Source organism: Gordonia sp. IEGM753, assembly GCF_050321825.1.
Classification (GTDB): domain Bacteria; phylum Pseudomonadota; class Gammaproteobacteria; order Pseudomonadales; family Pseudomonadaceae; genus Aquipseudomonas.
This window is the reverse complement of sequence record NZ_JBNQGB010000008.1, coordinates 240,967-265,664: the sequence shown is the minus strand read 5'-3', so window position 1 is coordinate 265,664 and position 24,698 is coordinate 240,967. Positions and strand designations below refer to the sequence as shown.

Here is a 24,698-nt window from a genome sequence, read left to right as displayed (position 1 = left end):
TTGGCACCCCGCAGGAACTGACCGATTACAGCGGCGAAATCGTCTGGTCCGCCCAGTACAACGCCTACGGCAAAATCACCCGCCTGAAACACGGCGGTGACGAACAACTGGCACAACCACTGCGGTTCCAGGGCCAATACTTCGACGAAGAGACCGGGCTGCACTACAACCGCCATCGGTACTATGCTCCCGACACCGGCCGCTACCTGACGCCCGACCCGATCAAGTTGGCGGGTGGGTTAAATCAGTATCAGTACACCCCGAATCCCACGGGGTGGGTTGATCCGTTGGGGTTGAGCGGCAATTGTCCGCCACCGAACAAGCCCGGGTGCGGGCCGCCGGATGATGCGACTGGGGCTAGGGTTGATGAGGGTGACGCAGAAGTTCCAAGCGCGAATTCGCGGCCTAAAAATTTTGGGAATGAAGAAAAGCTTCTTCGACATTATGAAAAACACGGGAAGGAATTCGGAATTCAGAGCAAGGAGGAGTACTTGCAAATATCTCGTGATGTCGTGAACCAAGGCACTCAGGTGAGCTATGCGTACCAGACCGAAATTCGAACTGCCTATTTACAGATAATGGGAAATTCAAAAAGAAATGGTGAGACAAAATTTGCATTTGTCGGGACAAATAATAAAGGAGAAATTACAACTTTGCATACCAAGAGTGGGAAAGCATTTTGGAAGACGCTAAATGATGACGCAAAAGACAACGTGATGAGGCCGACTAATGAGTAAGAAATACGATGCGCTTATACTTGAAGTTGACAGCGTCGTTGAGGAAGCGGTTCTCTTGCTTGTAAATGGCGTGATTGTTCGTTGCTTTGCTAGCTATTGCCCAATAAAGATCGAAGTGGGAATGCATTATGAAGTGGAGTTTTATTTGGTGCTCCCGGATAACGTTACTGTGCTGGAGAGCAAAGAAATGAGTGTCAAGGCTACAATGATTGATGACGGTTTCTCTTGCGTTATAGTCGGCTTCCTGGATGGGGCTATCATTAGATCTTTTGTTGATTTTCCGGATGAGGAAATCCACTACGAATGCCCAGAACTTAACGAAAAATTTATAGAGTTCAGAGTGAATAGGATTGATGTGTCTTTTTGAATAGCATCAATAAATAAATTCTCGACTTTTCTTCTTTGCGTTTTTTAATATTTTATGGTGTTTCGTTGTGGTCGGATTTTTAAGAGTGACATTATTAATAGCTATTAGAAAACTGGTTGCTATAGTGCGAGCTGCGTATAGGGGGCAGACAGATAGCTCGGTTTATACTGTTCAACGGAGTCAAGCGAAAAGGAACGATGTTGTACTGAAGTTCAAGCCTGATGGGTATCAGTTTTGACATTGGACTGGGTTTACTGCGGGTAAAAACATCCTGGGATGTAAAAAATGACAAAGCTTGCAATTTCAGATAGCACCATCGAAAAAATTACATATTCACGCGACAGCGTTTGTGTTGAAATTTTGGATTGGCGGGAAGAGCTTTGGAGTATTACTTTTAATAATGTTTCAGGGTGTAAATCAATTAGTGCAGTTGGTACAGAATTATCAGATATGTATGTGGAAGATGTAACGGCTCTTTCAAAAGAAGTGGCCTCGTTCGATGCTTCAGAAGTAGGAGCTAGTTACTGTTTCACCTGCGCTAGAGAGGGGTGGGTTGTTTTGACAATAGTTGCCAGTGGCTATGCAATAAAAAAGATTTTATAATATTTTCCATAGTGGATGATTATGTAATTGATTTGTGTTTTCGAAGATGGTCCTGATTTATATAGGATTGCAAGCGGTTTATTAATTTGTACGTTGTTTTTTTCTTGATTTATCTCACGGGAAGCAATGGAAATGCACGAACAAAGCTATGGCGAGGGAAAGTTTAGGGGTGAACAGGATTTCCAGCGATATGAATAAAGAGTTTCCCGAATTACATAATTTTTTTGGCGCCTACTTTCATCAAGATTGGACGGTCGAGCACCAGACGGCTGAACAAGTGGTCGATGCTTTTTTGGTTGACTCCAGTCCCGAGGACCTAAAGTTGGTTTGGGAAGAGCTAAATGCTCTGCTTGATCAACGTATGGGCGAATTGGATTTGAGAAAGTATTTGTTGAGAGAGTTGAGCTGTTATTACTGCTACTGGAACGTATGGGAATCAGGCGAGTTATGGTTGCGTCATATTGCTAGCAAGCTGGTTAGCAAAATTGGTGAAACATAAATATGTGGGCTTTTTGAAAGCGTTTACTGATTGCTTGCCGATGAATGAGATTTGGTAGTGTTTATTGTATCTAGAATTGTTATCTCTCAGGCTTAGAAACTTATGCCCGCTGCGCGCTCAATTCGCGGGCAAGCCACGCTCCTACAGGATTGACGTCACTCCGGTTTTTTAGGGGTATGCCTCGATTTTTGTAGGAGCGTGGCTTGCCCGCGAAGGCGGTCTTACAAGCAGCGAAAATTTTGGACAGTTTCGTCGGAAATTTCCTGCAAGTTGTGTCGGTTTGCGTGAATTGGTGCGCAACCGACTGCATCGATAGTCTCTGGTGGCTGCTGAGAATTCAGTGGCAGGGTGTAGGAACCCTTCCAGACTAGAGAGGGCGCTTCGGCGTCGAACCTGTATTGGCGGCCGTCAACACGCGTCCGTAATATCAGTTGCGGCGGCTATGCGCGGGCACGCTTCGGCGTGGTCGAGTTCTTTGGTCTCGATATTCCTACCCCGCGTATAGCTGCCACCCCAGCCTGTAGGAAGGCCGATGGTAGCTTCACTTTTACCAGAGGTTTAAAAATGACAAATCTTCACCCCGATCCACCCTACGAAAAACCAACCCTGCACCCCGAAAACCGCTTCATGGCGCTCACCAGCAATTGCTGTGACATGCCGACTCTGTTTGTCGATACCGAGGCACCACTCGACGTTTTGGTTCAGGCCGCGAGCTACCGGATTCTCGCGGTGACGCAGGTGCTTGAGAACCTGTCGATGCGTGGTTCGATTGAGTGTGAGTCTTCATCCTCAGTGATTTTGCCTTGGTCTGTGCCGTTCCGTTGCGCGATGGGTGTGACGTTCTGAACGTGGTCAATCAGCGGCTGCGAGCGCGTTCACCGAAGTAGCATCGCTGTTGTGGCGTGGGGATTTGGCGGGACGCCGCACCGATCCATTGGATTGCGAAGTGCCCTTCAAAATTTGCTCCCCGGTTTGGCCTGTTGAACCGAGGACTGTGGTTTGGCGACTGCTTTGCATCCTAATGAGGTGGTGCGGCGTTCCGATAAATCTTCTCACCACAGGGTTTTTGCGGGCCGGGAGTGGCCACTCGACTTTGAGGTCCTTTGTTCACCCTCTAGCCATTCAGCCGCTCGGCTGCGAGGTCCTGACGTCTGGCGCCGTTCAAGGTAAACTTCCGGGCCTTCGCAGGAGCAATCATGAATTATCGTCACGCCTTCCATGCCGGCAATCACGCCGATGTGTTCAAACACCTGACTTTGACCCGCCTCATCGCCCTGATGTCGCGTAAAGAGCAGCCGTTTGCCTATCTCGACACTCACGCCGGCATTGGTCTGTACGACCTTCAGGGCGATCAGGCAAGCCGTACGGGTGAATACCTGGAAGGCATTGCGCGCTTGTGGGATCAGCCTGATCTGCCGGCGCTGACTGCGGACTACATGAAAGTGCTGCACGACATGAATCCGGATGGCCAGTTGCGCTATTACCCGGGTTCGCCGGAGTTGGCGCGTCGGCTGACGCGGCCGCAGGATCGGGTGATGCTCAATGAGAAACACCCGGAAGATGGCGTGTTGCTCAAAGACAACATGAAGGGCGACCGTCGTGTGAAGGTGCATTTGGGCGAAGGCTGGCATGTGCCTCGTGCGATGTTGCCGGTGCAGGAAAAACGCGCGCTGATGTTGATTGATCCGCCGTTCGAGCAACTGGATGAAATGCAGCGCTGTGCGGCGTCGCTGAAAGAAGCGGTTGGCCGGATGCGTCAAACCGTGGCCGCGATCTGGTACCCGGTGAAAGACCAGCGCATGTTGCGTCGTTTCTATCAGGACCTGGCCGGCACTGGCGCGCCGAAGTTGCTGCGGGTGGAATTGCTGGTGCATCCGCTGGACACGCCGAACAGCCTGAACGGCTCGGGTTTAGCGATTGCTAATCCGCCGTGGGGCCTGGAAGAAGAGTTGCGTGAGCTGCTGCCGTGGCTGTCGAAGAAGTTGGGGCAGACTCAGGGCGGTTGGCAAATGGATTGGTTGATCGCCGAGAGTTGATGACCGGTTAGATGCATTGAGAGCGTCCGGTCGGGCGCCTTCGCGTGTAGGCCCGCCCCACATTTGATCTATCAGTGCGACACAGATCAAATGTGAGAGAGGGCCTGGTCCGGGCGGCGATCCGACGACGCTTTCGAAGCCTGAATTAAATCGGGCAGGTCACGCCGGTTCCGTTAATCCCGCAATACCCTTCAGGGTTTTTGGCCAGGTATTGCTGGTGATACGCCTCGGCGAAATACACCGTCGGCGCTTCGTCGATTTCGGTGGTGATGATGCCTTTGCCTGCTTTGGTCAGTTCGCCCTGGAACACCTGGGCACTGTGCTTGGCGGCCTCTAATTGGGTCGGGTTGGTGGCGTAGATGACCGAGCGATACTGCGTGCCGATGTCGTTGCCCTGACGCATGCCTTGGGTCGGGTTATGCAATTCCCAGAACATCTTCAGCAACTCGTCGTAGCTGACTTTTGCGGGTTCATAAACCACCAGTACGACTTCGCTATGACCGGTCAGGCCCGAGCAGACTTCCTCGTAAGTCGGGTTCGGGGTGAAGCCACCGGCATAACCCACCACGGTACTGACCACGCCTTCGCGCTGCCAGAACTTGCGTTCCGCACCCCAGAAACAGCCGAGGCCGAAGATCGCGAAATCTACATCGGTGACGAACGGGCCCAGCAGCGGCGAGTCGTGGACGAAGTGTTTTTCCGGCAGGTTCATTGGGGTTTCGCGGCCAGGCAGAGCTTGTTCTTTAGTGGGGAGCACGTTTTTGTTCACCAGGATTTCCGAGCGCAGAACCATCATCAGTCCTCTCAGTCAGGTTGGAATTCAGTAAGTAGTCAGACACCCAGTTTGCCCGAGTGTTGGGCCGCTGTCAGGCGATTGGGCCGCGCGGGTAGCGTTTGAGCTTTTCGATCAGCTCGGTGCCGGGTATCGGTCGGTCGAACAAGTAGCCCTGGCCGACATCGCAACGGTGACGGCGCAGGAAGGCCAACTGCTCTGCAGTCTCGACGCCTTCTGCCACCACCTTGAGTTTCAGGTTGTGGGCCATGGCGATGACCGCCGAGGTGATTTCCATGTCGTCCTGGTTGTCCGGGATTTCGTGGATGAAGCTTCGATCGATCTTGATGATGTCGATCGGGAATTTTTTCAGGTAACTCAGCGACGAGTAGCCGGTACCGAAGTCGTCCATGGCCAGCGTCAGGCCCAGGCGCTTGAGCTGGTCGAGTTGCAAGTGGGTGTCCTCGGTGGCCTCCAGCAGCAGGCCTTCGGTCAGCTCAAGTTCCAGCAGGTTCGCCGGCAGCGCTTCTTCCTTGAGGATGTTGGCGATGGACGCCACCAGATCCGGGTCGGAGAACTGTTTGGGCGACAGGTTGATCGCTACTTGCAGGTTGCCCAGGCCGGCGGCGCTCAGGTCTTTGCTCATGCGGCAGGCTTGGCGCGCGATCCATTTGCCGATAGGAATGATCAACCCGGTTTCTTCTGCGACGCTGATGAACTGGTCCGGGCGGATCATGCCTTTTTCCGGATGGTTCCAGCGCAACAGTGCTTCCATGCCCAGCAAACGGCCGCTGCGCAGGCACAGCTTGGGTTGGTAGAACACGTCCAGCTCGTTCTGGGTCAAGGCGCGACGCAGGTTGTTCTCCACGAACAGCTTGTAACTGGCCTCGGCGTTCAGCGCTTCGGTAAACACCTGCACTTGATGTTTGCCGTTGGCCTTGGCCTTGTGCAGCGCCAGGCCTGCGTTGCGCATCAGGGTTTGTGGGTCGCGGCCATGCAGTGGCGCGCAGGCCAGGCCTACGGAGCCGGTGACGCTGATCAATTGGTTGTCAACAAACATTGGCTTGTCGAGGGTCGCCAGCAATTGATTGGCCACCTGTTGGCCGGCCGAGAGGTCAGTGTTGTCCAGCAGCACGGCGAACTCGTTACTGGCGAAGCGCGCCAGGCTGCCGCTTGGGCTCAGGCTGTTGCGCAGGCGCCGCGCCAGGCTGATCAGCAACTTGTCGCCGGTCTGGTGGCCGAGGCTGTCGTTGATCCGTTTGAAGTTGTCGATGTCCACCAGCAACAGGCTGATCGGGGTGTCGCTGTCTCGCGAGAAGCGTTCGTCGAGGTTGCGGATGAACGCCGGGCGGTTGCCCAGGTTGGTCAGGTTGTCGGTGTACGCCAGACGCTCGATGCGCTGTTGCGCAAGCTTGGTCTGGGTGATGTCTTCATAAATACCGATGTAATGCGTCAACTCACGGTTGTCGCCGTACACCTTGGAGATCGACAACTGGCCCCAATACGGTTCGAGATTTTTACGACGACTTTTGAACTCGCCCTGCCAACTATTGCTTTTGGCCAATGCCGAGGGCGCGTCGAACAATAGCTCGCTGAGGTTTTCCAGCGCCCGCAGTTCCGACAGCCGCTGGCCGTGAACTTCTTCGGTGCTGTACTGGGTAATCGCGGTGAAACTGGGGTTGACGTACTCCACCACGCCATCGCAATTAACCAGCAAAAAGGCGTTGGCACTTTGCTCCACCGCGCGCTGGAACAAGTGCAGGGCGCTGGTGGCTGTGCGGCGATTGTGGTTGTTGATGACCTGGGCGAACTGATCCGCCAATTCGCCGGCGAATGCGATTTCGTCAGACTGCCAGGCGCGGGTAACGCCGGTTTGCTCCAGGCACAGCACGCCGACCACTTGGCCGTCGACACGAATACTGGCATCAAGCATGGCGTTCACGTCGCGTGGGCGCAGGCTCTCGGCCATGTCCCGGGTGCGTGGGTCGCGCATGGCATTATGCGCGTCTATCGCACGGCTGGTGTGCAAGGCTTCCATGTAGTCTGGGAAGCCACTGACATCGATCGGCTCCGGCAGCACGTATTCCTGAGTGTCTCGGTGGTACGCGGAGATCGGCATCAGCAGCGAACCTTCAAGGTTCCACAGGCTGGCACAGTCGATTTCGTAAATGTCACAGGCACTGCGAGTGATCAGCTCGGCGGCTTCTTGCAAAGAGTTGCTGCTGGTGTAGCGCTGACGGGTGAGTAGCAAAATCAAGTCTTGCTGGGCGCGGACCCGATCCAGGTGCTGCAGCTGTTCTTGCTGTGCACGCTGATTGAGTTCCAGGGCAATTTGCAGGCGCGAGTTCTGGGTTTCCAGATTAAGCGAGGGCAGCAATTGATCGCCGTCGAAAAGGTCATCGACCACTAGCAAATAGCCGCGCAGCAGGTGTCGATTGTGTTGTTTGTAGGCTTCGCCCAGTTCCAGCACGTTCAGCGAGCCGGCGGCGGTGTGCAAGGTGTAGCGGATCAGGTAATTCGGGCCGTCGCCTAGTTGCTGCTGAACGGCGTCATGCAGTTGATAGCGCGCTTCGGGTTCCATCAGGCTGGCGTAGGGCGAATCGACCAAGGCGCAGAGCTGCACGGCTGGAACGCCGAATTGGCGTTCGCAGTTGGGGTCGAGAAACAAAAGCGCCCAGCTTGCTTCATTCAGCCGTTCGAAACGCAGCATGCCGAGCCGCGAGGGCACAGGCAACTGCGTCACTACCTCGGCCACCATACGGCTGGCGGCATCGGGTTGGCTTTTCATTGAGGGAAACTCGCTTCGAATGTGCTGATCGCGCCGGGCTCTCGCCCTCTTAACTGTTGTCTGCGGCAAGGTTGCATCATTGCGACACCGACTGACAAGAGACATGAAGGCCAAGTGCTATAAGAATATGTCGGCAGGCATGAGGAAATCTTCAGTAACAGGTCAAAAGTAAAGTTTTTGACCTGTTTTATTTCATTGCAACGCAAGCCTGATCGTTTGCAGCAGATTACCCATGTGGTCGTGATAGCTGACCCGAACGTGGTCTGTATCGACGAGCAAATGAGCGAAGTTGTCCTCGCTGACGACGGCACTGGTCAGTTGATGCTGGTAGCCACCTGCGGCCGTGCGGGCCAGGGGCTGGTCGAGGATGAACGTGGAGGCTTTGGCATAGGGCAGCATTTTACTGTTGCACAAGGGCGAAGAGACGATGGTGTGAACTTCGAACTCCGGGTCTTCGCTGTGCGTCAATCGGCTGGTGAGGGAGCCATGAACATCGCCGGATATGAAGAAAACGTTTTTGATCCGATGCGTACGAATAGTCTCAAGTAACCGTAGGCGTTGCTCTGGAAAGGCTTGCCAGGCGTCGTCGCCAAGTTTTTTGCGGTCGGGGTAAAACATCACGCTGGTGACGATGAACTTGACCCGTGCTGGGCTATTGATCAGCCATTGGCACAATGCCTGTTCCTGTGGCGGGTCAAGAATTCGCCGATCCTCACCGGACAGGTTGCGCCGGGTTCGGCTGTCTGTCACAAACCACTCGATATCGCCTTCGCTGAATTGATACCAATAGCCATCCAGCTGCCAGTTGATTTTACCATCGGCCAATTGTTGATACGCCGGCCCGTGGCTGGCTTGATATAACTCGTAGGCGGCCATGGCGTTCTTATATAAGTAGCCATCGTTGCCACTTTTGTTTGCGGGCCAGTTATCTTCGATTTCGTGATCGTCGAGCATCATGTAAGTGGGGACGCTGGACATTAACCTGGAGATGTTCGGCTGGGAGAACGCTGCACGGTACTTTTTGAGTATTTCGGTATATTCGCGGTCTGGCGCAATAAGGTTCAGGTCATCGACATACACCTGGTCTCCGGTCATCAGCATTGCGCTGACAGGCGGGTTCGCTCGTTGGGCCAGGTTCATGATCGAAGCGAAGATGCGGTCCCCTGCATGAGGCGCCGATGGCGTGCCCCAAGTCATCCGCAAATACCGGCATGAACCAACAATATAGGCGCGGGGCGTAATCATTGTCGGGTTATGAGTTTGGAAGTGGTAAAGGGTTTGCGGCCATTGCAGCGGCAGTTCCTGCACTGTATCGATGGTGTGAACCGGGCTCATGGGGCTGAACCAGCCTGCCTGATATTGATACTGGGTGCCGGCGTCTAGGGCATTGAGTGCGATCACGGCACACATGTCACGCGAAGCCTCCAACTGCGCAAAAATACCTTTGGACCATTTCGTTTCGCCAGCCCTTCGACAGCGGATACCAGCAAATACCAATGCGTCTTTATCCATTGCGCCGCGCAGGAAGATACGCGCGTGATTACTTGTTGTATGGCCCAATATCGGGCCGACAGTAGGCTTGAACATATTCGAATCCATTCGAAGTAATGTTAACTAAGTCATTGATGAGTCCATCAACTTGATGTGAGTGCTGCTGCATTAAGCCTAGTTATTCGGCGGCTAAAAATAACAGGCAGAAGTAGACTTGAGCTGTGGGCGGTGTAAGCCACGCATGTAGGAAGAAGATTTTTTGTAGGCAAAAAAAGCCCCGCCAAATTGGCGGGGTTGAGGTACGAGCGTGGCGCTCGGAAAACGTGGAACGCGACAAGCCCTCCGATGAAGAGGGCCGGCCGGTGTTACAGCAAGATGGTGCGGATGTCCGCCAGCAGGTCGCTCAGACGCTTGGTGAAGCGTGCAGCAGCGGCGCCGTTGATCACACGGTGATCATATGACAGCGACAGTGGCAGCATCAGTTTCGGCTGGAAGGCTTTGCCGTCCCAGACTGGCTGGATGGTTGCCTTGGAAACCCCGAGGATCGCCACTTCCGGCGCGTTGACGATCGGCGTGAAGCCGGTACCGCCAATATGGCCGAGACTGGAAATGGTGAAGCAGGCGCCTTGCATGTCGTCAGCGGTCAGCTTTTTATCGCGAGCCTTGGCGGCCAGCGCAGCCGCCTCAGCCGCAAGCTGCAGAAGGCTTTTCTGGTCGACGTTCTTGATGACCGGTACCAGCAGACCTTCAGGGGTGTCTACCGCGAAGCCGATGTTCACGTACTTCTTGCGAATGATCGCCTTGCCGCTTGGTGCCAGCGAACTGTTGAAGTCCGGCAGTTCCTTGAGCAGGTGCGCGCAGGACTTGAGCAGCAGCGGCAGGATGGTCAGCTTGACGCCGGCCTTCTCTGCAACGGCTTTCTGAGCGATACGGAACGCTTCCAGATCGGTGATATCAGCCGAGTCGAACTGAGTCACGTGCGGGATGTTCAGCCAGCTGCGATGCAGGCTCGACGCACCGATTTGCATCAGGCGAGTCATCGGCACTTCTTCGGTTTCACCGAAGCGGCTGAAGTCCACGACCGGAATCGGCGGGATGCCCGCGCCGCCCGTTGCGCCGCCTGCGGTCGGTGCTTCCTTGGCCTTCTGCATCATGGCCTTGACGTAAACCTGCACGTCTTCTTTCAGCACACGACCATGCGGGCCGCTTGGGCCGACCGCGCTCAGCTCAACGCCGAACTCGCGAGCCAGTTGGCGAACCGCCGGGCCTGCATGAACCTTGGCGCCGGATTTGGTCGGTGCGGCAACCGGTGCAGCAGGTGCTGCCGCAGCCGGCGCCGCTTCAGCCTTGGCGGCCGCAGGTGCTGGTGCAGCAGCGGCCGGAGCCTTGGCAGCAGCCGGCGCGACGCCTTTGACTTTCAACTTCAAAATCAGGTCGCCGGTGCCGACTTCATCATCAAGCTTGATGGAAACGCTTTCCACCACGCCAGCGGCAGGCGATGGAATCTCCATGCTCGCCTTGTCGGATTCCAGGGTGATCAGCGACTGGTCAGCTTCGACGGTATCGCCGGCCTTGACCAATACTTCGATGATCTTGGCCTTGCCCGACGAGCCGATGTCCGGCACGTGGATGTCCTGGACGCTATCGGCAACCGGAGCGGCCGGGGCAGCAGCGGCTGGCGCGGAGGCCTGAGCCGGGGCTGCAGCAGCGGGTGCCGCAGCACCTGCCACTTCCAGATCCAGAATCAGATCGCCAGTGCCGACTTCGTCATTGAGCTTGACGCTGATGGCCTTGACCACGCCAGCGGCGGGCGATGGAATTTCCATGCTCGCCTTGTCGGATTCCAGGGTAATCAGCGACTGATCAGCCTCGACGGTGTCGCCGACCTTGACCTGAATCTCGATGATCTGGGCCTTGCCCGACGAACCGATGTCCGGCACGTGTATTTGCTGAACGCTGGCAGCAGCCGGCGCGGCGGTTGGAGCAGGAGCGGCAGCAGCAGCCGGTTTCGCTTCAGCTTTGGCGGCCGGTGCAGCGGCAGCGGTTGCCGCAGGGGCAGCCGCTGCGGCGCCTTCGACTTCCAGCTCCAGCAGTTCGTCGCCTTCTTTCAGGCGATCGCCCAGTTTCACTTTGATAGCCTTGACGATACCGGCCTTCGGCGCAGGAATTTCCATGCTCGCCTTGTCCGATTCCAGCGTCAGAATGCTCTGGTCGGCTTCGACACGGTCGCCGACCTTCACAAACAGTTCAATTACTTCACCTTCACCGCTGCCGATGTCAGGTACGCGAATGAGTTCGCTCACAGAGTGTCTCCTCAGCAGTCCAGTGGGTTGCGTTTTTCCGGGTTGATGCCGAACTTGACGATGGCTTCTGCCACCACCTTAGGTTCGATATCACCACGGTCAGCCAGTGCTTCAAGGGCTGCCAACACCACGAAATGACGGTCGACTTCGAAGAAATGACGCAGTTTCTTGCGGCTGTCGCTGCGGCCGAAACCATCAGTGCCCAGCACTTTGAATTCCTTGGAAGGAACCCACTGACGGATCTGCTCGGCAAACAGTTTCATGTAGTCGGTAGACGCAATGACCGGACCTTTACGGCCGTTCAGGCACTCTTCTACATAGCTCAGCTTAGGCTTCTGGCCAGGCTTGAGACGGTTGCTGCGCTCGACGGCCAGGCCATCGCGACGCAGCTCATTGAAGCTGGTAACACTCCAGACGTCAGCGCCAATGTTGAACTCTTCACGCAGGATCTTCGCCGCTTCGCGAACTTCGCGCAGGATAGTGCCGGAGCCCATCAGCTGAACGTGGTGCGCTGCTTCTTTGGTGTCTTCTTCGAGCAGGTACATGCCCTTGATGATGCCTTCCTCAACACCGGCCGGCATGGCGGGTTGCTGGTAGGACTCGTTCATCACGGTGATGTAGTAGAAAACGTCCTGCTGCTCTTCGGTCATCTTCTTCATGCCGTCCTGGATGATCACCGCCAGCTCATAGCCGTAGGTTGGATCAAAGGTGCGGCAGTTCGGGATGGTGGCGGCCAGGATATGGCTGTGACCGTCTTCGTGTTGCAGGCCTTCGCCGTTCAGCGTAGTCCGGCCGGCGGTGCCGCCGATCAGGAAGCCACGGGTGCGGCTGTCGCCAGCGGCCCAGGCCAGGTCACCGATACGCTGGAAGCCGAACATCGAGTAGAAGATGTAGAACGGCAACATTGGCTGGTTGTGGCTGGAGTACGAAGTACCGGCAGCGATGAAGGAGCTCATGGCGCCTGCTTCGTTGATGCCTTCTTCGAGGATCTGGCCCTTCTTGTCTTCCTTGTAGAACATCACCTGGTCTTTATCGACTGGCTCGTAGAGCTGGCCGACGGACGAGTAGATGCCCAACTGACGGAACATGCCTTCCATACCGAAAGTACGGGCTTCGTCCGGAATGATCGGAACGATGCGTGGGCCGATGTCCTTGTCCTTGACCAACTGCGCGAGGATGCGCACGAAAGCCATGGTGGTGGAGATTTCACGGTCGCCCGAGCCGTCGAGGATAGCCTTGAGGGTATCGAGTGGCGGGGTCGGCACGCTGAAACTCTGTGCGCGACGCTGTGGCACGAAACCGCCCAATGCAGTGCGACGCTCGCTCAGGTAGCGGGCTTCGGCGCTGTTCGGCTCCGGCTTGAAGAACGGCAGGTTTTCCAGTTCTTCGTCCTTGACCGGGATGTCGAAACGATCACGGAACAACTTCAAGCTGTCGACGTCGACTTTCTTGGTGTTGTGCGCGGTGTTCTTCGCTTCGCCAGCACCGGTGCCATAACCCTTGATGGTCTTGGCCAGGATGACGGTAGGTTGTTCTTTGTGGTTGACCGCTTCGTGGTAGGCCGCATAGACCTTGTACGGGTCGTGGCCACCACGGTTGAGTTTCCAGATTTCGTCGTCGGACAGATCAGCAACCATCGCCTTGAGTTCAGGCGTGTTGAAGAAGTGTTCACGCACGAACGCGCCATCTTTGGCTTTGTAGTTCTGGTACTCGCCGTCGATGACTGCGTCCATACGACGCTGCAGGATACCGTCGACATCTTTGGCCAGCAGTGGGTCCCAGAAACGGCCCCAGATGACTTTGGTTACGTTCCACTGAGCACCACGGAACACGCCTTCGAGTTCCTGGATGATCTTGCCGTTGCCGCGAACCGGGCCGTCGAGGCGCTGCAGGTTGCAGTTGATGACGAAGATCAGGTTGTCGAGCTTCTCGCGGCCAGCCAGCGAGATAGCGCCCAGGGATTCCGGCTCGTCGCACTCGCCGTCGCCCAGGAAGCACCAGACTTTCTGCTTGCCTTCCGGGATGAAACCGCGTGCTTCCAGGTACTTCATGAAGCGTGCCTGGTAGATCGCCTGAATCGGGCCCAGGCCCATGGATACGGTCGGGAACTGCCAGAAGTCAGGCATCAGCCAAGGGTGCGGGTAGGACGACAGGCCCTGACCGTCGACTTCCTGGCGGAAGTTGTTCATCTGGTCTTCGGTGATGCGGCCTTCCATGAACGCACGGGCGTAAACGCCTGGCGAGGTGTGACCCTGGAAGTAGATAAGGTCGCCGCCGTGTTCGTCGGTCGGTGCCTGGAAGAAGTAGTTGAAGCCGATGTCATACAGGGTTGCGCTGGAGGCGAAGCTGGAGATGTGACCGCCCAGGTCAGAATCTTTCAGGTTCGTACGCATCACCATGGCCATCGCGTTCCAGCGTACCAACGAGCGAATGCGGCGTTCCATGAACAGGTCGCCAGGCATGCGTGCTTCGTGGGTAACGGGGATCGTGTTGCGGTAAGGCGTGGTGATGGCGTAAGGCAATTGCGACCCGCTGCGGGTTGCGAGTTCGCCCATACGGGTCATCAGATAGTGAGCGCGGTCTTCGCCTTCTTTGTCGAGAACCGATTCCAGGGCGTCCAGCCATTCCTGGGTTTCGACGGGATCGAGGTCTTGCATGGCTTGCTCCAGGGCGGAAAGGCTTCCAGAATCGGTTGCCTGAGTTTGCGACTGGCCTTGTGGGCAGACGATATAAATTCTTGGATTGCCGATAGGTTGTTCCGGCGGCGTGTAGTTTTACTACAAATCTTCGGGCATTTCAGCCTTTCGAATGTATAGACGAGTAGTAAAACTACAGATGAGCGGCTTGTGGCCTCCAGCTGCGTTGTGAGAATAATCGTTAAGGTTGGTCTTTTACCAATCAAAAAAGGTGAATGCTTGATGTTGGCTGCCAAGAATGAAGAATTTTCAGCTATTTATAACCTTTGTTCGACAGTCAGTCAGGTAGTGCTTTATCAGTTTTCACTACATGCAGCCCATTACACGCCGATCAAGGATAGACCATGAGCCTTCCGCCGCTTGCCGAACTGCCTGGCATTCTCCTGCCGTTTGTCACCCGTTCCGAGCTGTCGTTCCGTACGGCCGTCGCCGAGCTGGATAACGATCACGGTTTGTCGACCTGGACGCCGGACCGCTGGGCGCAATTCGCGCGCGTTACCGCTGCCAGCGACTTTGTGATTGAACAGAGTGTTCGTGACCCTTTGATGTTGCTGGCGCTGGTGCAATCCGGTGAACTGGACCGCGGTTTTGCACCCGGCGAGCTATGCGCGCAGATCGCGGCGGCGGTGGAGTCGGCGCAGACAGACGATGAGCTGGGTCGTGCTTTGCGTCGCCAGCGAACTCGCCAGCAAGTGCGCATCATCTGGCGCGACCTTACCCGCCAGGCAGACCTGGTACAGAGTTGCCGCGACCTCTCGGACATGGCCGATGCGTGTATCGATCAGGCCTATCAGTGGTTGTATTCGCGGCATTGCCAGCAGTTCGGTGTGCCAACCGGGCGTCGCAGTGGCGAGCCGCAACAAATGGTCATCCTCGGCATGGGCAAGCTTGGCGCCGTGGAACTCAACTTGTCGTCGGACATCGACCTTATATTCGCCTACCCGGAAGGTGGCGAAACGGTGGGGGTGAAACGCTCACTGGATAACCAGGAGTTTTTCATTCGTCTTGGCCAGCGCCTGATCAAGGCGCTGGATCCGATGACCGTCGATGGCTTCGTGTTTCGCGTCGATATGCGCCTGCGCCCCTACGGTTCGGCCGGTGCGTTGGTGTTGAGCTTCAACGCGCTGGAGCAGTATTACCAGGATCAGGGGCGCGACTGGGAGCGTTACGCGATGATCAAGGCGCGGGTGGTGGCGGGCGATCAAGTGGCGGGCGCACAGTTGCTCGACATGCTGCGACCGTTTGTTTATCGGCGTTATCTGGATTTTTCGGCGATCGAAGCGCTGCGCACGATGAAGCAACTGATCCAGCAGGAGGTGCGGCGCAAGGGCATGGCCGACAACATCAAGCTTGGCTCTGGTGGCATCCGTGAAGTGGAATTTATCGCTCAGGCTTTTCAGCTGATCCACGGTGGTCGCGACCTTAGCCTGCAGCAACGTCCGCTTTTAAAAGTACTGAGCACGCTGGAAGGCCAGGGTTACCTGCCGCCGGCGGTGATCAACGAGCTGCGCGAAGGTTACGAATTTCTGCGTTACACCGAGCACGCGATTCAGGCAATCGCCGACCGTCAAACTCAAATGCTGCCAGACGGTGCGCAGGACCAGGCGCGCATTGCCTTTATGCTGGGCTTCGACAACTGGGACGCGTTTCATGCGCAGCTGATGTATTGGCGCGGTCGTGTGGCCTGGCACTTTGGTCAGGTGATCGCCGATCCAGACGAGGAGGAAGGCACCGAAAGCGAAGTGGTGGTTGGCGGCGAGTGGCTGCCTTTGTGGGAAGAAGCCCAGGATGAAGAGGCCGCCTGTCGCCAGTTGGAGGAGGGCGGTTTCGTCGATGCCACCAAGGCGCTGAAAACCCTGGCCAGCTTACGTGGCAGCCCTCAGTTGCGCGCCATGCAGCGTTTAGGGCGCGAGCGACTCGACGCATTCATCCCGCGTTTATTGGCTCAAGCGGTAGAACATGCCAATCCGGATTTGGTGCTGGAGCGGGTGCTGCCACTGGTCGAGGCTGTGGCACGGCGCTCGGCGTATCTGGTGTTGCTGACCGAAAACCCCGGCGCGCTGCGGCGTTTGTTGACCTTGTGTGCCGCGAGCCCGTGGATCGCCGAGCAAATCACCCGTTTCCCGCTGTTGCTCGACGAATTACTCAACGAAGGTCGATTGTTCAAGCCGCCGCTGGCGCCAGAGTTGGCGGCCGAATTGCGCGAGCGGCTGACGCGAATTCCTGAGGATGACCTCGAGCAACAGATGGAAGCCTTGCGGCATTTCAAACTGGCGCACCGTTTGCGCGTCGCCGCTTCGGAAATCGCTGGCAGCCTGCCGTTGATGAAAGTCAGCGATTACCTGACCTGGCTCGCCGAAGCGATTCTTGAACAAGTGCTGGCGCTGGCCTGGCGCCAGACCGTCGCCAAATACGGCACGCCGTTGCGCACCGACGGTTCACTGTGTGATCCAGGTTTTATTATTGTTGGCTACGGAAAAGTCGGCGGTCTGGAGCTCGGCCATGGATCGGACCTGGACCTGGTGTTCATCCACGATGGCGACCCGCAAGCGGAAACCGATGGCCCGAAACCGATCGACGGCGCGCAATTTTTCACCCGTTTGGGGCAGCGGATCATTCACTTGCTGACGGCCCAGACCAACTCCGGTCAGTTGTACGAAGTCGATATGCGCCTGCGACCGTCCGGCGCGTCTGGGTTGTTGGTCAGTTCGCTCGGGGCATTTGCCCGCTACCAGGAAAACGAAGCCTGGACCTGGGAACATCAGGCGCTGGTGCGGGCGCGGGTGCTGGTGGGCAGTCAGGATGTCGGCCAGGCGTTCGAGAAAGTTCGCGCTTCTGTGCTGGGCAAGCCGCGAGATTTGGCGACTTTGCGCCAAGAGGTCAGCGAGATGCGCGCGAAGATGCGCGATAACCTTGGCAGCAAGGGCACGGCGGCAGGCACCGGGGCAAATGCCTTCGAAGCCAGCGCGCCGTTCGATCTCAAGCAGGACGCCGGAGGTATCGTCGATATTGAATTTATGGTGCAATACGCGGCTTTGGCGTGGTCCGAAGCGCACCCGTCATTGCTGCGCTATACCGATAATATTCGCATACTGGAAGGGTTGGAGGAGGAAGGGCTGATGCCCGCCGAAGACGCCAGTTTGTTGCGCGAGGCTTATAAAGCCTACCGCTCCGCCGCCCACCGGCAGGCCTTGCAGAAGGACGCTGGGGTTATCCCGGGTGATCAGTTCGCGGACGAACGGCGGCAAGTATTGCGGATCTGGCGTGAGCTGGGGCTAAGCTGAAATTGGATATTTAAAACACCCAATACCCCTGTGGCAGTGTTTTGTAGAATTCTCGAGGCGGGGAGGCGTATGCCTCCCCGGTTCGTTTTTGGAAACCACATGAAAATTCTGATCGTTGGGCCCAGTTGGGTCGGTGACATGGTGATGGCGCAGACACTGTTTCAGTGTCTCAAGCAACGCCACCCGCAATGCGAAATCGACGTGCTCGCCCCCGAGTGGAGTCGGCCGATTCTTGAGCGCATGCCCGAAGTGCGTCAGGCCTTGAGCTTTCCGCTCGGCCACGGCGCACTGGAGCTGGCAACGCGGCGGCGGATCGGAAAGTCCCTGGCCGGTCAGTATGACCAGGCAATCTTGCTGCCCAACTCGCTGAAGTCGGCACTGGTGCCTTTTTTTGCCGGTATCCCCAAGCGCACTGGCTGGCGTGGCGAGTTCCGCTACGGCCTGTTGAATGATGTGCGCACGCTGGACAAAGAACGTTATCCGCTGATGATCGAACGCTTCATGGCCCTCGCGTTTGAACCGGGTGCCGAGCTGCCAAAACCGTATCCGCGGCCTAGCCTGCAGATCGATCCCGTCAGCCGTGAAGCGGCATTGGCCAAGTTTGGCCTGGTGTTGGATCGCCCGGTGCTGGCGTTGTGTCCAGGTGCCGAATTCGGTATCTCCAAGCGCTGGCCGTCCGAGCATTACGCGAAGGTGGCCGAGACCAGGATTCGCCAAGGCTGGCAGGTCTGGCTGTTCGGTTCTAAGAACGATCACGCGGTGGGCGAAGAGATTCGTTCGCGGCTGATTCCCGGCCTGCGCGAAGAGTCGGTGAACCTCAGCGGCGACACCTCTTTGGCCGAAGCTATTGATTTGCTGTCGTGTGCCGACTCGGTGGTCTCCAACGATTCCGGGCTGATGCATGTCGCCGCCGCGTTGAATCGCCCGTTGGTAGCCGTTTATGGTTCGACGTCGCCGGGTTTTACCCCGCCGCTGGCCGAGCATGTAGAAATCGTGCGTCTGGGTATCGAATGCAGCCCTTGCTTCGATCGTACTTGCCGCTTCGGTCATTACAACTGCCTGCGTCAACTCATGCCGCAAGCGGTGAACGAAGCTTTGCAGCGGTTGCAGGGCACTGTGGTCGAGGTCAATTAGTTTGCGGGTACTGTTGATCAAGACGTCTTCGCTGGGTGATGTGATTCACGCATTGCCAGCGCTGACCGATGCGGCGCGGGCCATCCCCGGCATCACGTTCGACTGGGTGGTGGAAGAAGGCTTCGCCGAAATTCCGACCTGGCACCCCGCCGTGGGCAAGGTGATACCCGTGGCGATACGCCGCTGGCGGAAGAACATCTGGCAAACCATCAAAAGCGGCGAGTGGAAACGCTTCAAGCAAAGCATGCGTGCCAGTCAGTACGATTTGGTAATCGATGCTCAGGGCCTGCTCAAAAGTGCGTTGTTGACTCGCTACGTCAAGGCGCCAGTGGCTGGGTTGGACAAAAACTCGGCGCGTGAGCCGGTTGCCGCACGTTTTTATTCGCGTCGGCTGGCCGTGGCTCGTGGGCAGCACGCGGTGGAGCGGGTGCGCCAATTGTTCGCCGTGGCCTTGGGCTACGACTTGCCCAAAGGCTTGGGTGATTACGGCCTGAGCATCGAGCGCCTGATTGAATTGCCGCGTAAAAATCCGTACGTATTGTTTTTGCATGGCACCACGTGGGACACCAAGCACTGGCCCGAATCGTATTGGCGCGAGCTGGCTGAGCGCGTGGGCTATTTGGGTGTTGGCGTGAAGCTCGCGTGGGGTAATCCAATCGAGAAGGCCCGGGCCGAGCGCATCGCCAAGGACATGCGGCACGTCGAAGTGCTGCCAAAACTCAATCTGGCAGGTGTCGGCAAGGTGCTGGCCGGTGCTCAAGCGTGCGTCGCAGTCGACACCGGACTTGGGCACCTGGCCGCCGCGCTCGACGTGCCGACGCTATCATTGTTCGGCCCGACCAATCCCGGCCTGACCGGCGCCTACGGCAAAGCGCAGATCCACATCGCCAGCGATTTTCCCTGCGCGCCGTGCCTGCAAAAGAAATGCACTTATCAACCGACGGCTGAAGATGCTCGTCGGTTTGACCTGAAGCGCGAGTGGCCTTTGTGCTTCACGCGTCTGAATCCCGAGCGTGTCGCGACCCGACTGAGCACGTTGTTACTGGCTGAGGAGCTGCGCTGATGCAATTGGCATTCGTTTTGTACAAATATTTTCCCTTCGGAGGCTTGCAGCGCGATTTCATGCGCATTGCCCTGGAGTGTCAGCAGCGCGGCCATAAAATTCGCGTCTACACGCTGATCTGGGAGGGCGACATACCGCCAGGTTTCGAAGTGTTGGTGGCACCCGTGAAGGCGTTCTTCAACCACCGGCGCAACGAAAAACTCAGCGAGTGGATGGCGGCCGACCTCGCCAAACGTCCGGTGGACCGTTTGATCGGTTTCAACAAGATGCCGGGCCTCGACGTGTACTACGCCGCCGACGGCTGTTTTGAAGACAAGGCACAGAATCTTCGCAACTCTCTGTACCGTCGCTGGGGCCGTTACCGGCACTTTGCCGAGTACGAGCGCGCGGTATTTGCCAAGGATGCAAAAACTGAAGTCCTGATGATTTCCGAGGTCCAGCAGCCGCTGTTCATCAAACATTACGACACGCCTCTCGAGCGCTTCCATCTGCTGCCGCCGGGCATCGCCCAGGATCGTCGTCGGCCTGCGAACGCCGACGAGATTCGCGCCGGGTTCCGCAAGGAATTCAAACTCAAGGACGATGAACTGCTGCTGGTGCAGATCGGCTCCGGATTCAAAACCAAGGGTGTGGATCGCAGCCTCAAGGCACTCGCTGCATTGCCCGCGGATTTGAAGAAGCGCACGCGGCTATTTGTAATTGGCCAGGATGACCCCAAAGTATTCCAGTTGCAGAGCGCCACACTGGGGCTTGGCGACAACGTGACGTTCCTCAAAGGGCGCAGCGATATCCCGCGCTTCCTGCTGGGAGCCGACCTGTTGATTCACCCGGCGTACAACGAAAATACCGGGACTGTGTTGCTTGAGGCGCTGGTGGCCGGGTTGCCGGTGTTGGTCAGCGCGGTGTGTGGCTATGCCCACTACATCGCCGAGTCTGATGCTGGCCTGGTGTTGGACGAGCCTTTTGATCAGGCGCAACTGACTGATTACCTGACAAAAATGTTGAACGATGCTCAAGCGCGGGCGGCCTGGAGCCGCAATGGTCTGGCTTTCGCTGAGACGGCCGACCTCTATAGCATGCCGCAACACGCGGCCGATGTGATTCTGGCGGAGCAGGCTTAATGAAGTTGATGCTGGCGGAACCGTTCAAAAGTCTTTGGGCCGGGCGCGATCCTTTCGCCGAGGTCGAAAAGCTTGAGGGCGAGGTTTACCGAGAGCTTGAAGCGCGCCGAACACTGCGCACCGTAGTCGACGGCAGTGGTTTTTTTGTGAAGATCCATCGTGGCATTGGCTGGGGCGAGATTTTCAAGAACCTGCTCACGGCAAAACTGCCGGTGCTGGGTGCCGGTCAGGAATGGAAGGCTATCCAGCGTCTGCAAGAAGTTGGCGTGCCGACCATGACTGCCGTGGCGTATGGTGAGAAAGGCAGTAATCCGGCCGATCAGCATTCTTTTATCGTGACCGAAGAGTTGGCGCCGACCGTCAGCCTCGAAGATTTCAGCATCAATTGGGTCAAGCAGCCGCCTGAACCCACACTTAAACGTGCTCTGATCGCCGAAGTGGCACGAATGACCGGCATGATGCACCGCGCCGGCGTAAACCACCGCGACTGCTATATCTGTCATTTTCTGCTGCACACTGACAAACCGGTGACCGCTGACGATTTCAAACTCTCGGTGATCGACCTGCATCGCGCCCAGACCCGCCCCGCCGTTACCCGGCGCTGGCGCGATAAGGATTTGGCGGCATTGTACTTTTCGGCGCTGGACATTGGCCTGACCCGAGGCGACAAACTGCGCTTCCTCAAAGGCTACTTCCAGCAACCGCTGCGCCAGATTCTGGCGGAAGAATCAGCGCTGCTGGCCTGGCTTGAAGGCAAGGCCAGCAAACTGTATGACCGCAAGCAGCGATACGGGGATGCGCTCTGATGCCGGGTTGGACATTGGAACCGGCTTACCGTGAACTGGCAGAAGATTTCGGCAGTCTGGAGGCCGTGTTTGCGCTCAAGGGCGAACGCCTGACCCGTGACCCGCTGTCCGAGGTCATCCGCGTCGAGCGCAGTGGCGTCAACTATTACGTCAAACGCTACGTCGGCGCCGGCAAAGGCTTGCGCCGCTATCTGGGCAAGCCCCGGGTCAAGGCTGAATGGCAGAATCTCAAGCGCTTCGCCAAGTGGGGCATCCCTACGGCTGAGGTGGTGGCTTGGGGTCTGGAGCGTCGCGGTGCAGCTTACGATCGCGGAGCGATGATCACCCGTGAGCTGCCGAACACTGAAGACTTGTCAGCATTGGCTGAACGGCACGACCAAAAATTGAAGGATCGTGCCTGGGTCGACATCATCAGTCGACAGTTGGCCGGCTACACCCGGACCATGCATGACAATCGTTTCACCCACAACGATTTGAAATGGCGCAACCTTTTGATTGATGATCAGGCGCGGCTGTTTCTGATTGATTGCCCCAACGGTGATTTCTGGCGCGGTTTCTGGCTTAAATACCGCATCACCAAAGATTTGGCGTGTCTCGACAAGGTCGCCAAGTATCAGCTGTCGGCTACGCAGCGCTTGCGCTTTTACCTGCAATATCGTCAACGTGACCGGCTGAATGCGTCGGACAAAAAGCGCATCCGGCACGTGCTGAGATTTTTCGAGGGACGCGAATGACTGATTTTCTGGCCGCTGATGACCGTGCGCTACTTGAGCGTCACGGCCTCGGCACCTTCGATGCTCTGTGGGCCAAGCAACTTGAAGCTGTGGATGAGCCCAACACCGCGCGCGGTGGCTGGAGCAGCGTGTTTCGGCTGGACCTTGAAGGGCACGGCTATTACCTGAAACGCCAAAGTAACTACATGACGCGTACTCTGCATGCGCCTTTTGGCGAGCCGAGTTTTTCTCGTGAGTTTCGCAATATCAGCCGATATCAAAAATTGGGTATCCCGGCATTGCAAGCGGTGTTCTTTGGTCAGCGCAAGGTCGAGGGCGAGGTTCGGGCCATTCTGCTGACCCGTGCGCTGGACGGTTGGGATGATCTGGAGTCGCTGTTGCAGCGCTGGTCGGACCTCAGTCCCGTGCAGCAATCAGCGATATTAAACGCCTGCGGTCAATTGGCGCGCCGCCTTCATGCTGCACGCCAGGTGCATGGCTGCTTTTACCCCAAACATATTTTTTTACGCGCGGCTGATGGCGGCTGCCAGGCGCAACTGATTGACCTGGAGAAAACCCGGCCGCTGCTATTTGGCCTACGCGATCGCGTCAGAGACCTGGAGCCGTTGTTGCGCCGGGCACCGGAATGGAGCACCGCCCAACTCCGTGAGTTGCTGGCGGTATATCTGGATCAGCCGCAGGACAGTTCGCTGATCGACAGCTGGCTGACGCGACTGACTGCACGACGCAGTCACAAGGAGACGCGCTGATGCGTTTGTCCGAGCTGGAAAATGCTGGCCGCAGCCCGGGTCTGCCGCTGAACATTTCGCTGGCCGATGCGGCAGGGCCTGCCGAGTTGCAACTGCTGAGCCTGTTACGGGTGTTGCCAGGGCAGCGTTATGTGGGCGCTGGCGTGTGGCGTGGTCGTCCGGTGCTGGCCAAGTTATTGGTGGGTGGCAAAGCGGCCCGACACTTTCAGCGTGAGCTGGAAGGTGTACGCTTGCTTGCCGATCAGGGTTTGACTACGCCGCAGTTGCTCGTGGACGGTTTGAAAGAAGGAGAGGGCGGTTGGCTACTGTTCGATTTCCTCGAAAACGCCGAGAGCCTTGGCGATGCCTGGAGCAAGGTCGAGCATTTACCCGTGTTGGCGGATGAGCAATCTGCGGTGCTGGCCGATGCGCTGGGCGCAATGGGTCAGATGCACCGTAAAGGCCTGTGGCAGGAAGACTTGCACCTGGACAATCTACTGCGCCAAGGTGGTCGGCTGTACCTGATTGATGGGGCGGGAATTCGTGTCGAGACAGCCGGTAAGCCGCTGTCGCGTCAGAAGGTCCTGGAAAACCTCGGGGTGTTTTTCGCTCAGTTGCCCAAGTCACTCGAACCTTATACCGAAGAACTGCTGGTGTATTACTTGCTGAGCAATGGCGAGCATGCACTGCCGATGGAAGCGCTGCAAAAACAGATCGGCAAGGTCCGCAGTTGGCGTCTCAAGGATTTCATGATCAAGGTCGGCCGTGAATGCACGCTGTTCAGTGTGCGCCGTGGAGCCTTTGGTTTACGGGCTATTCGCCGGGACGAAGAGGCGGCGATGTTGCCGGTGCTGGAACAAGCCGATGCGCTGCTCGATCAAGGCCATCTGTACAAAACCGGCGGTGCGGCGAGCGTCGGTAAAGTCGAGATCGATGGCCGATTACTGGTCATCAAGCGTTACAACATCAAGGGTTTTGCCCACTGGCTTAAGCGTTTCTGGCGCCCAAGCCGTGCCTGGCACTCCTGGCGCGAAGGTAATCGCCTGGCGTTTCTGGGGATTGCCACACCCAAACCCCTGGCACTTCTGGAACGGCGTTTTCTGTGGTTGCGCAATCGTGCTTATCTGATTACCGAATATTTGCCTGGGCCGGACATCATTGAGCGATTTGCACCCTACGTTGAAAACGGCAATGCGCCTGAAGTCGAGTTGGCAGCGTTGGATCATTTGTTTGCCGAACTGATCCGCGAGCGTATCAGTCACGGGGATTTCAAGGGGCACAACCTGTTCTGGCACCAAGATCGCTGGTCGCTGATTGATCTGGATTCCATGTGTCAGCATGGCCCCGCCGGAAGTTTTGCCTCAGCTTATGCCCGGGATCGGGCACGGTTCATGCGAAATTGGCCGGAGGGCAGTGCGCTTTATCAGGTCATTGATAAGCGCCTGCCAAAGGACATCACCCGCGCCGCCTGATATTGCTTTTCCGTTTAGCGGACACGCATTTGTGAATAGTCCTACAAGATAAGCAGAGGCCATG

General features: G+C 56.9%; 19 protein-coding genes. 14 read left to right on the top strand and 5 right to left on the bottom strand.

Going from position 1 to position 24,698, the window contains the following annotated elements:
- From ACQR3R_RS28425 to ACQR3R_RS28400, 6 genes are all read left to right on the top strand, one after another.
- A partial coding sequence (locus tag ACQR3R_RS28425) for an RHS repeat-associated core domain-containing protein (RefSeq protein WP_428277675.1) occupies window positions 1-737 on the top strand: 737 nt, incomplete at its 5' end.
- Window positions 730-1,104 carry a hypothetical protein gene (locus ACQR3R_RS28420; RefSeq protein WP_428277673.1) on the top strand — a complete coding sequence of 125 codons (375 nt, stop codon included), beginning with the start codon at window positions 730-732 and terminating at the stop codon, window positions 1,102-1,104. The genes ACQR3R_RS28425 and ACQR3R_RS28420, both read left to right, overlap by 8 nt.
- A 285-nt stretch (window positions 1,105-1,389) precedes the next feature.
- A complete protein-coding gene (locus ACQR3R_RS28415; RefSeq protein ID WP_428277671.1) occupies window positions 1,390-1,707 on the top strand; it encodes a hypothetical protein in 318 nt (105 codons plus the stop codon).
- A 190-nt stretch (window positions 1,708-1,897) separates the two neighbouring features.
- Window positions 1,898-2,206 (top strand): contact-dependent growth inhibition system immunity protein, encoded by a 309-nt coding sequence (locus ACQR3R_RS28410; RefSeq protein WP_428277669.1) that lies wholly within the window; start codon window positions 1,898-1,900, stop codon window positions 2,204-2,206.
- A gap of 564 nt (window positions 2,207-2,770) precedes the next feature.
- Entirely contained in the window at window positions 2,771-3,052 is a 282-nt protein-coding gene (locus tag ACQR3R_RS28405; protein WP_428277667.1) for a hypothetical protein, read from the top strand.
- Between the two features lie 350 nt (window positions 3,053-3,402).
- Window positions 3,403-4,242, top strand: coding sequence for a 23S rRNA (adenine(2030)-N(6))-methyltransferase RlmJ (locus ACQR3R_RS28400; RefSeq protein ID WP_428277665.1), 840 nt, complete (start codon window positions 3,403-3,405; stop codon window positions 4,240-4,242).
- A 145-nt stretch (window positions 4,243-4,387) separates the two neighbouring features.
- On the opposite strand, the gene msrA is transcribed toward ACQR3R_RS28400, so the two are convergent.
- From msrA to aceE, 5 genes are all read right to left on the bottom strand, one after another.
- Entirely contained in the window at window positions 4,388-5,038 is a 651-nt protein-coding gene (msrA, locus tag ACQR3R_RS28395) for a peptide-methionine (S)-S-oxide reductase MsrA (RefSeq protein ID WP_428277663.1), read from the bottom strand.
- Window positions 5,039-5,108: 70 nt separating this feature from the next.
- On the bottom strand, window positions 5,109-7,802 hold the full coding sequence (locus tag ACQR3R_RS28390) for an EAL domain-containing protein (protein ID WP_428277661.1): 2,694 nt from the start codon (window positions 7,800-7,802) through the stop codon (window positions 5,109-5,111).
- A 192-nt stretch (window positions 7,803-7,994) separates the two neighbouring features.
- The gene (locus ACQR3R_RS28385; protein ID WP_428277659.1) at window positions 7,995-9,389 is read right to left on the bottom strand and encodes an alkaline phosphatase D family protein; all 1,395 of its coding nucleotides are present in this window, start codon (window positions 9,387-9,389) and stop codon (window positions 7,995-7,997) included.
- Between the two features lie 269 nt (window positions 9,390-9,658).
- The gene (gene aceF, locus ACQR3R_RS28380; protein WP_428277657.1) at window positions 9,659-11,596 is read right to left on the bottom strand and encodes a dihydrolipoyllysine-residue acetyltransferase; all 1,938 of its coding nucleotides are present in this window, start codon (window positions 11,594-11,596) and stop codon (window positions 9,659-9,661) included.
- A gap of 11 nt (window positions 11,597-11,607) precedes the next feature.
- The gene (aceE, locus tag ACQR3R_RS28375) at window positions 11,608-14,253 is read right to left on the bottom strand and encodes a pyruvate dehydrogenase (acetyl-transferring), homodimeric type (protein ID WP_428277655.1); all 2,646 of its coding nucleotides are present in this window, start codon (window positions 14,251-14,253) and stop codon (window positions 11,608-11,610) included.
- A gap of 383 nt (window positions 14,254-14,636) precedes the next feature.
- Between aceE and glnE the strand changes: the two genes are divergently transcribed.
- From glnE to ACQR3R_RS28335, 8 genes are all read left to right on the top strand, one after another.
- Window positions 14,637-17,576, top strand: coding sequence for a bifunctional [glutamate--ammonia ligase]-adenylyl-L-tyrosine phosphorylase/[glutamate--ammonia-ligase] adenylyltransferase (glnE, locus tag ACQR3R_RS28370; RefSeq protein ID WP_428277653.1), 2,940 nt, complete (start codon window positions 14,637-14,639; stop codon window positions 17,574-17,576).
- Window positions 17,577-17,675: 99 nt separating this feature from the next.
- Window positions 17,676-18,710, top strand: a complete 1,035-nt coding sequence (gene waaF / locus ACQR3R_RS28365) for a lipopolysaccharide heptosyltransferase II (RefSeq protein ID WP_428277651.1) — start codon at window positions 17,676-17,678, stop codon at window positions 18,708-18,710.
- A 1-nt stretch (window position 18,711) separates the two neighbouring features.
- Window positions 18,712-19,773 (top strand): lipopolysaccharide heptosyltransferase I, encoded by a 1,062-nt coding sequence (gene waaC / locus ACQR3R_RS28360; protein WP_428277649.1) that lies wholly within the window; start codon window positions 18,712-18,714, stop codon window positions 19,771-19,773.
- On the top strand, window positions 19,773-20,894 hold the full coding sequence (locus tag ACQR3R_RS28355; protein WP_428277647.1) for a glycosyltransferase: 1,122 nt from the start codon (window positions 19,773-19,775) through the stop codon (window positions 20,892-20,894). The genes waaC and ACQR3R_RS28355 overlap by 1 nt, the downstream gene beginning before the upstream one ends.
- Window positions 20,894-21,700 carry a lipopolysaccharide core heptose(I) kinase RfaP gene (rfaP, locus tag ACQR3R_RS28350; RefSeq protein ID WP_428277645.1) on the top strand — a complete coding sequence of 269 codons (807 nt, stop codon included), beginning with the start codon at window positions 20,894-20,896 and terminating at the stop codon, window positions 21,698-21,700. The genes ACQR3R_RS28355 and rfaP overlap by 1 nt, the downstream gene beginning before the upstream one ends.
- Window positions 21,700-22,434 (top strand): lipopolysaccharide kinase InaA family protein, encoded by a 735-nt coding sequence (locus tag ACQR3R_RS28345; protein ID WP_428277643.1) that lies wholly within the window; start codon window positions 21,700-21,702, stop codon window positions 22,432-22,434. Before rfaP ends, ACQR3R_RS28345 begins: the two co-directional genes overlap by 1 nt.
- Window positions 22,431-23,183 (top strand): lipopolysaccharide kinase InaA family protein, encoded by a 753-nt coding sequence (locus tag ACQR3R_RS28340; RefSeq protein WP_428277641.1) that lies wholly within the window; start codon window positions 22,431-22,433, stop codon window positions 23,181-23,183. Before ACQR3R_RS28345 ends, ACQR3R_RS28340 begins: the two co-directional genes overlap by 4 nt.
- A complete protein-coding gene (locus ACQR3R_RS28335; RefSeq protein WP_428277639.1) occupies window positions 23,183-24,634 on the top strand; it encodes a lipopolysaccharide kinase InaA family protein in 1,452 nt (483 codons plus the stop codon). Before ACQR3R_RS28340 ends, ACQR3R_RS28335 begins: the two co-directional genes overlap by 1 nt.
- Window positions 24,635-24,698: the final 64 nt, after the last annotated feature.

Coding starts and splice junctions, on each gene's coding strand:
- glnE (WP_428277653.1), top strand. CDS start 14,637: ATGAGCCTTCCGCCGCTTGCCGAACTGCCTGGCATTCTCCTGCCGTTT.
- ACQR3R_RS28335 (WP_428277639.1), top strand. CDS start 23,183: ATGCGTTTGTCCGAGCTGGAAAATGCTGGCCGCAGCCCGGGTCTGCCG.
- ACQR3R_RS28340 (WP_428277641.1), top strand. CDS start 22,431: ATGACTGATTTTCTGGCCGCTGATGACCGTGCGCTACTTGAGCGTCAC.
- ACQR3R_RS28355 (WP_428277647.1), top strand. CDS start 19,773: ATGCAATTGGCATTCGTTTTGTACAAATATTTTCCCTTCGGAGGCTTG.
- msrA (WP_428277663.1), bottom strand. CDS start 5,038: ATGATGGTTCTGCGCTCGGAAATCCTGGTGAACAAAAACGTGCTCCCC.
- waaF (WP_428277651.1), top strand. CDS start 17,676: ATGAAAATTCTGATCGTTGGGCCCAGTTGGGTCGGTGACATGGTGATG.
- ACQR3R_RS28410 (WP_428277669.1), top strand. CDS start 1,898: ATGAATAAAGAGTTTCCCGAATTACATAATTTTTTTGGCGCCTACTTT.
- rfaP (WP_428277645.1), top strand. CDS start 20,894: ATGAAGTTGATGCTGGCGGAACCGTTCAAAAGTCTTTGGGCCGGGCGC.
- ACQR3R_RS28415 (WP_428277671.1), top strand. CDS start 1,390: ATGACAAAGCTTGCAATTTCAGATAGCACCATCGAAAAAATTACATAT.
- ACQR3R_RS28420 (WP_428277673.1), top strand. CDS start 730: ATGAGTAAGAAATACGATGCGCTTATACTTGAAGTTGACAGCGTCGTT.
- aceE (WP_428277655.1), bottom strand. CDS start 14,253: ATGCAAGACCTCGATCCCGTCGAAACCCAGGAATGGCTGGACGCCCTG.
- ACQR3R_RS28385 (WP_428277659.1), bottom strand. CDS start 9,389: ATGTTCAAGCCTACTGTCGGCCCGATATTGGGCCATACAACAAGTAAT.
- ACQR3R_RS28345 (WP_428277643.1), top strand. CDS start 21,700: ATGCCGGGTTGGACATTGGAACCGGCTTACCGTGAACTGGCAGAAGAT.
- ACQR3R_RS28400 (WP_428277665.1), top strand. CDS start 3,403: ATGAATTATCGTCACGCCTTCCATGCCGGCAATCACGCCGATGTGTTC.
- ACQR3R_RS28405 (WP_428277667.1), top strand. CDS start 2,771: ATGACAAATCTTCACCCCGATCCACCCTACGAAAAACCAACCCTGCAC.
- ACQR3R_RS28390 (WP_428277661.1), bottom strand. CDS start 7,802: ATGAAAAGCCAACCCGATGCCGCCAGCCGTATGGTGGCCGAGGTAGTG.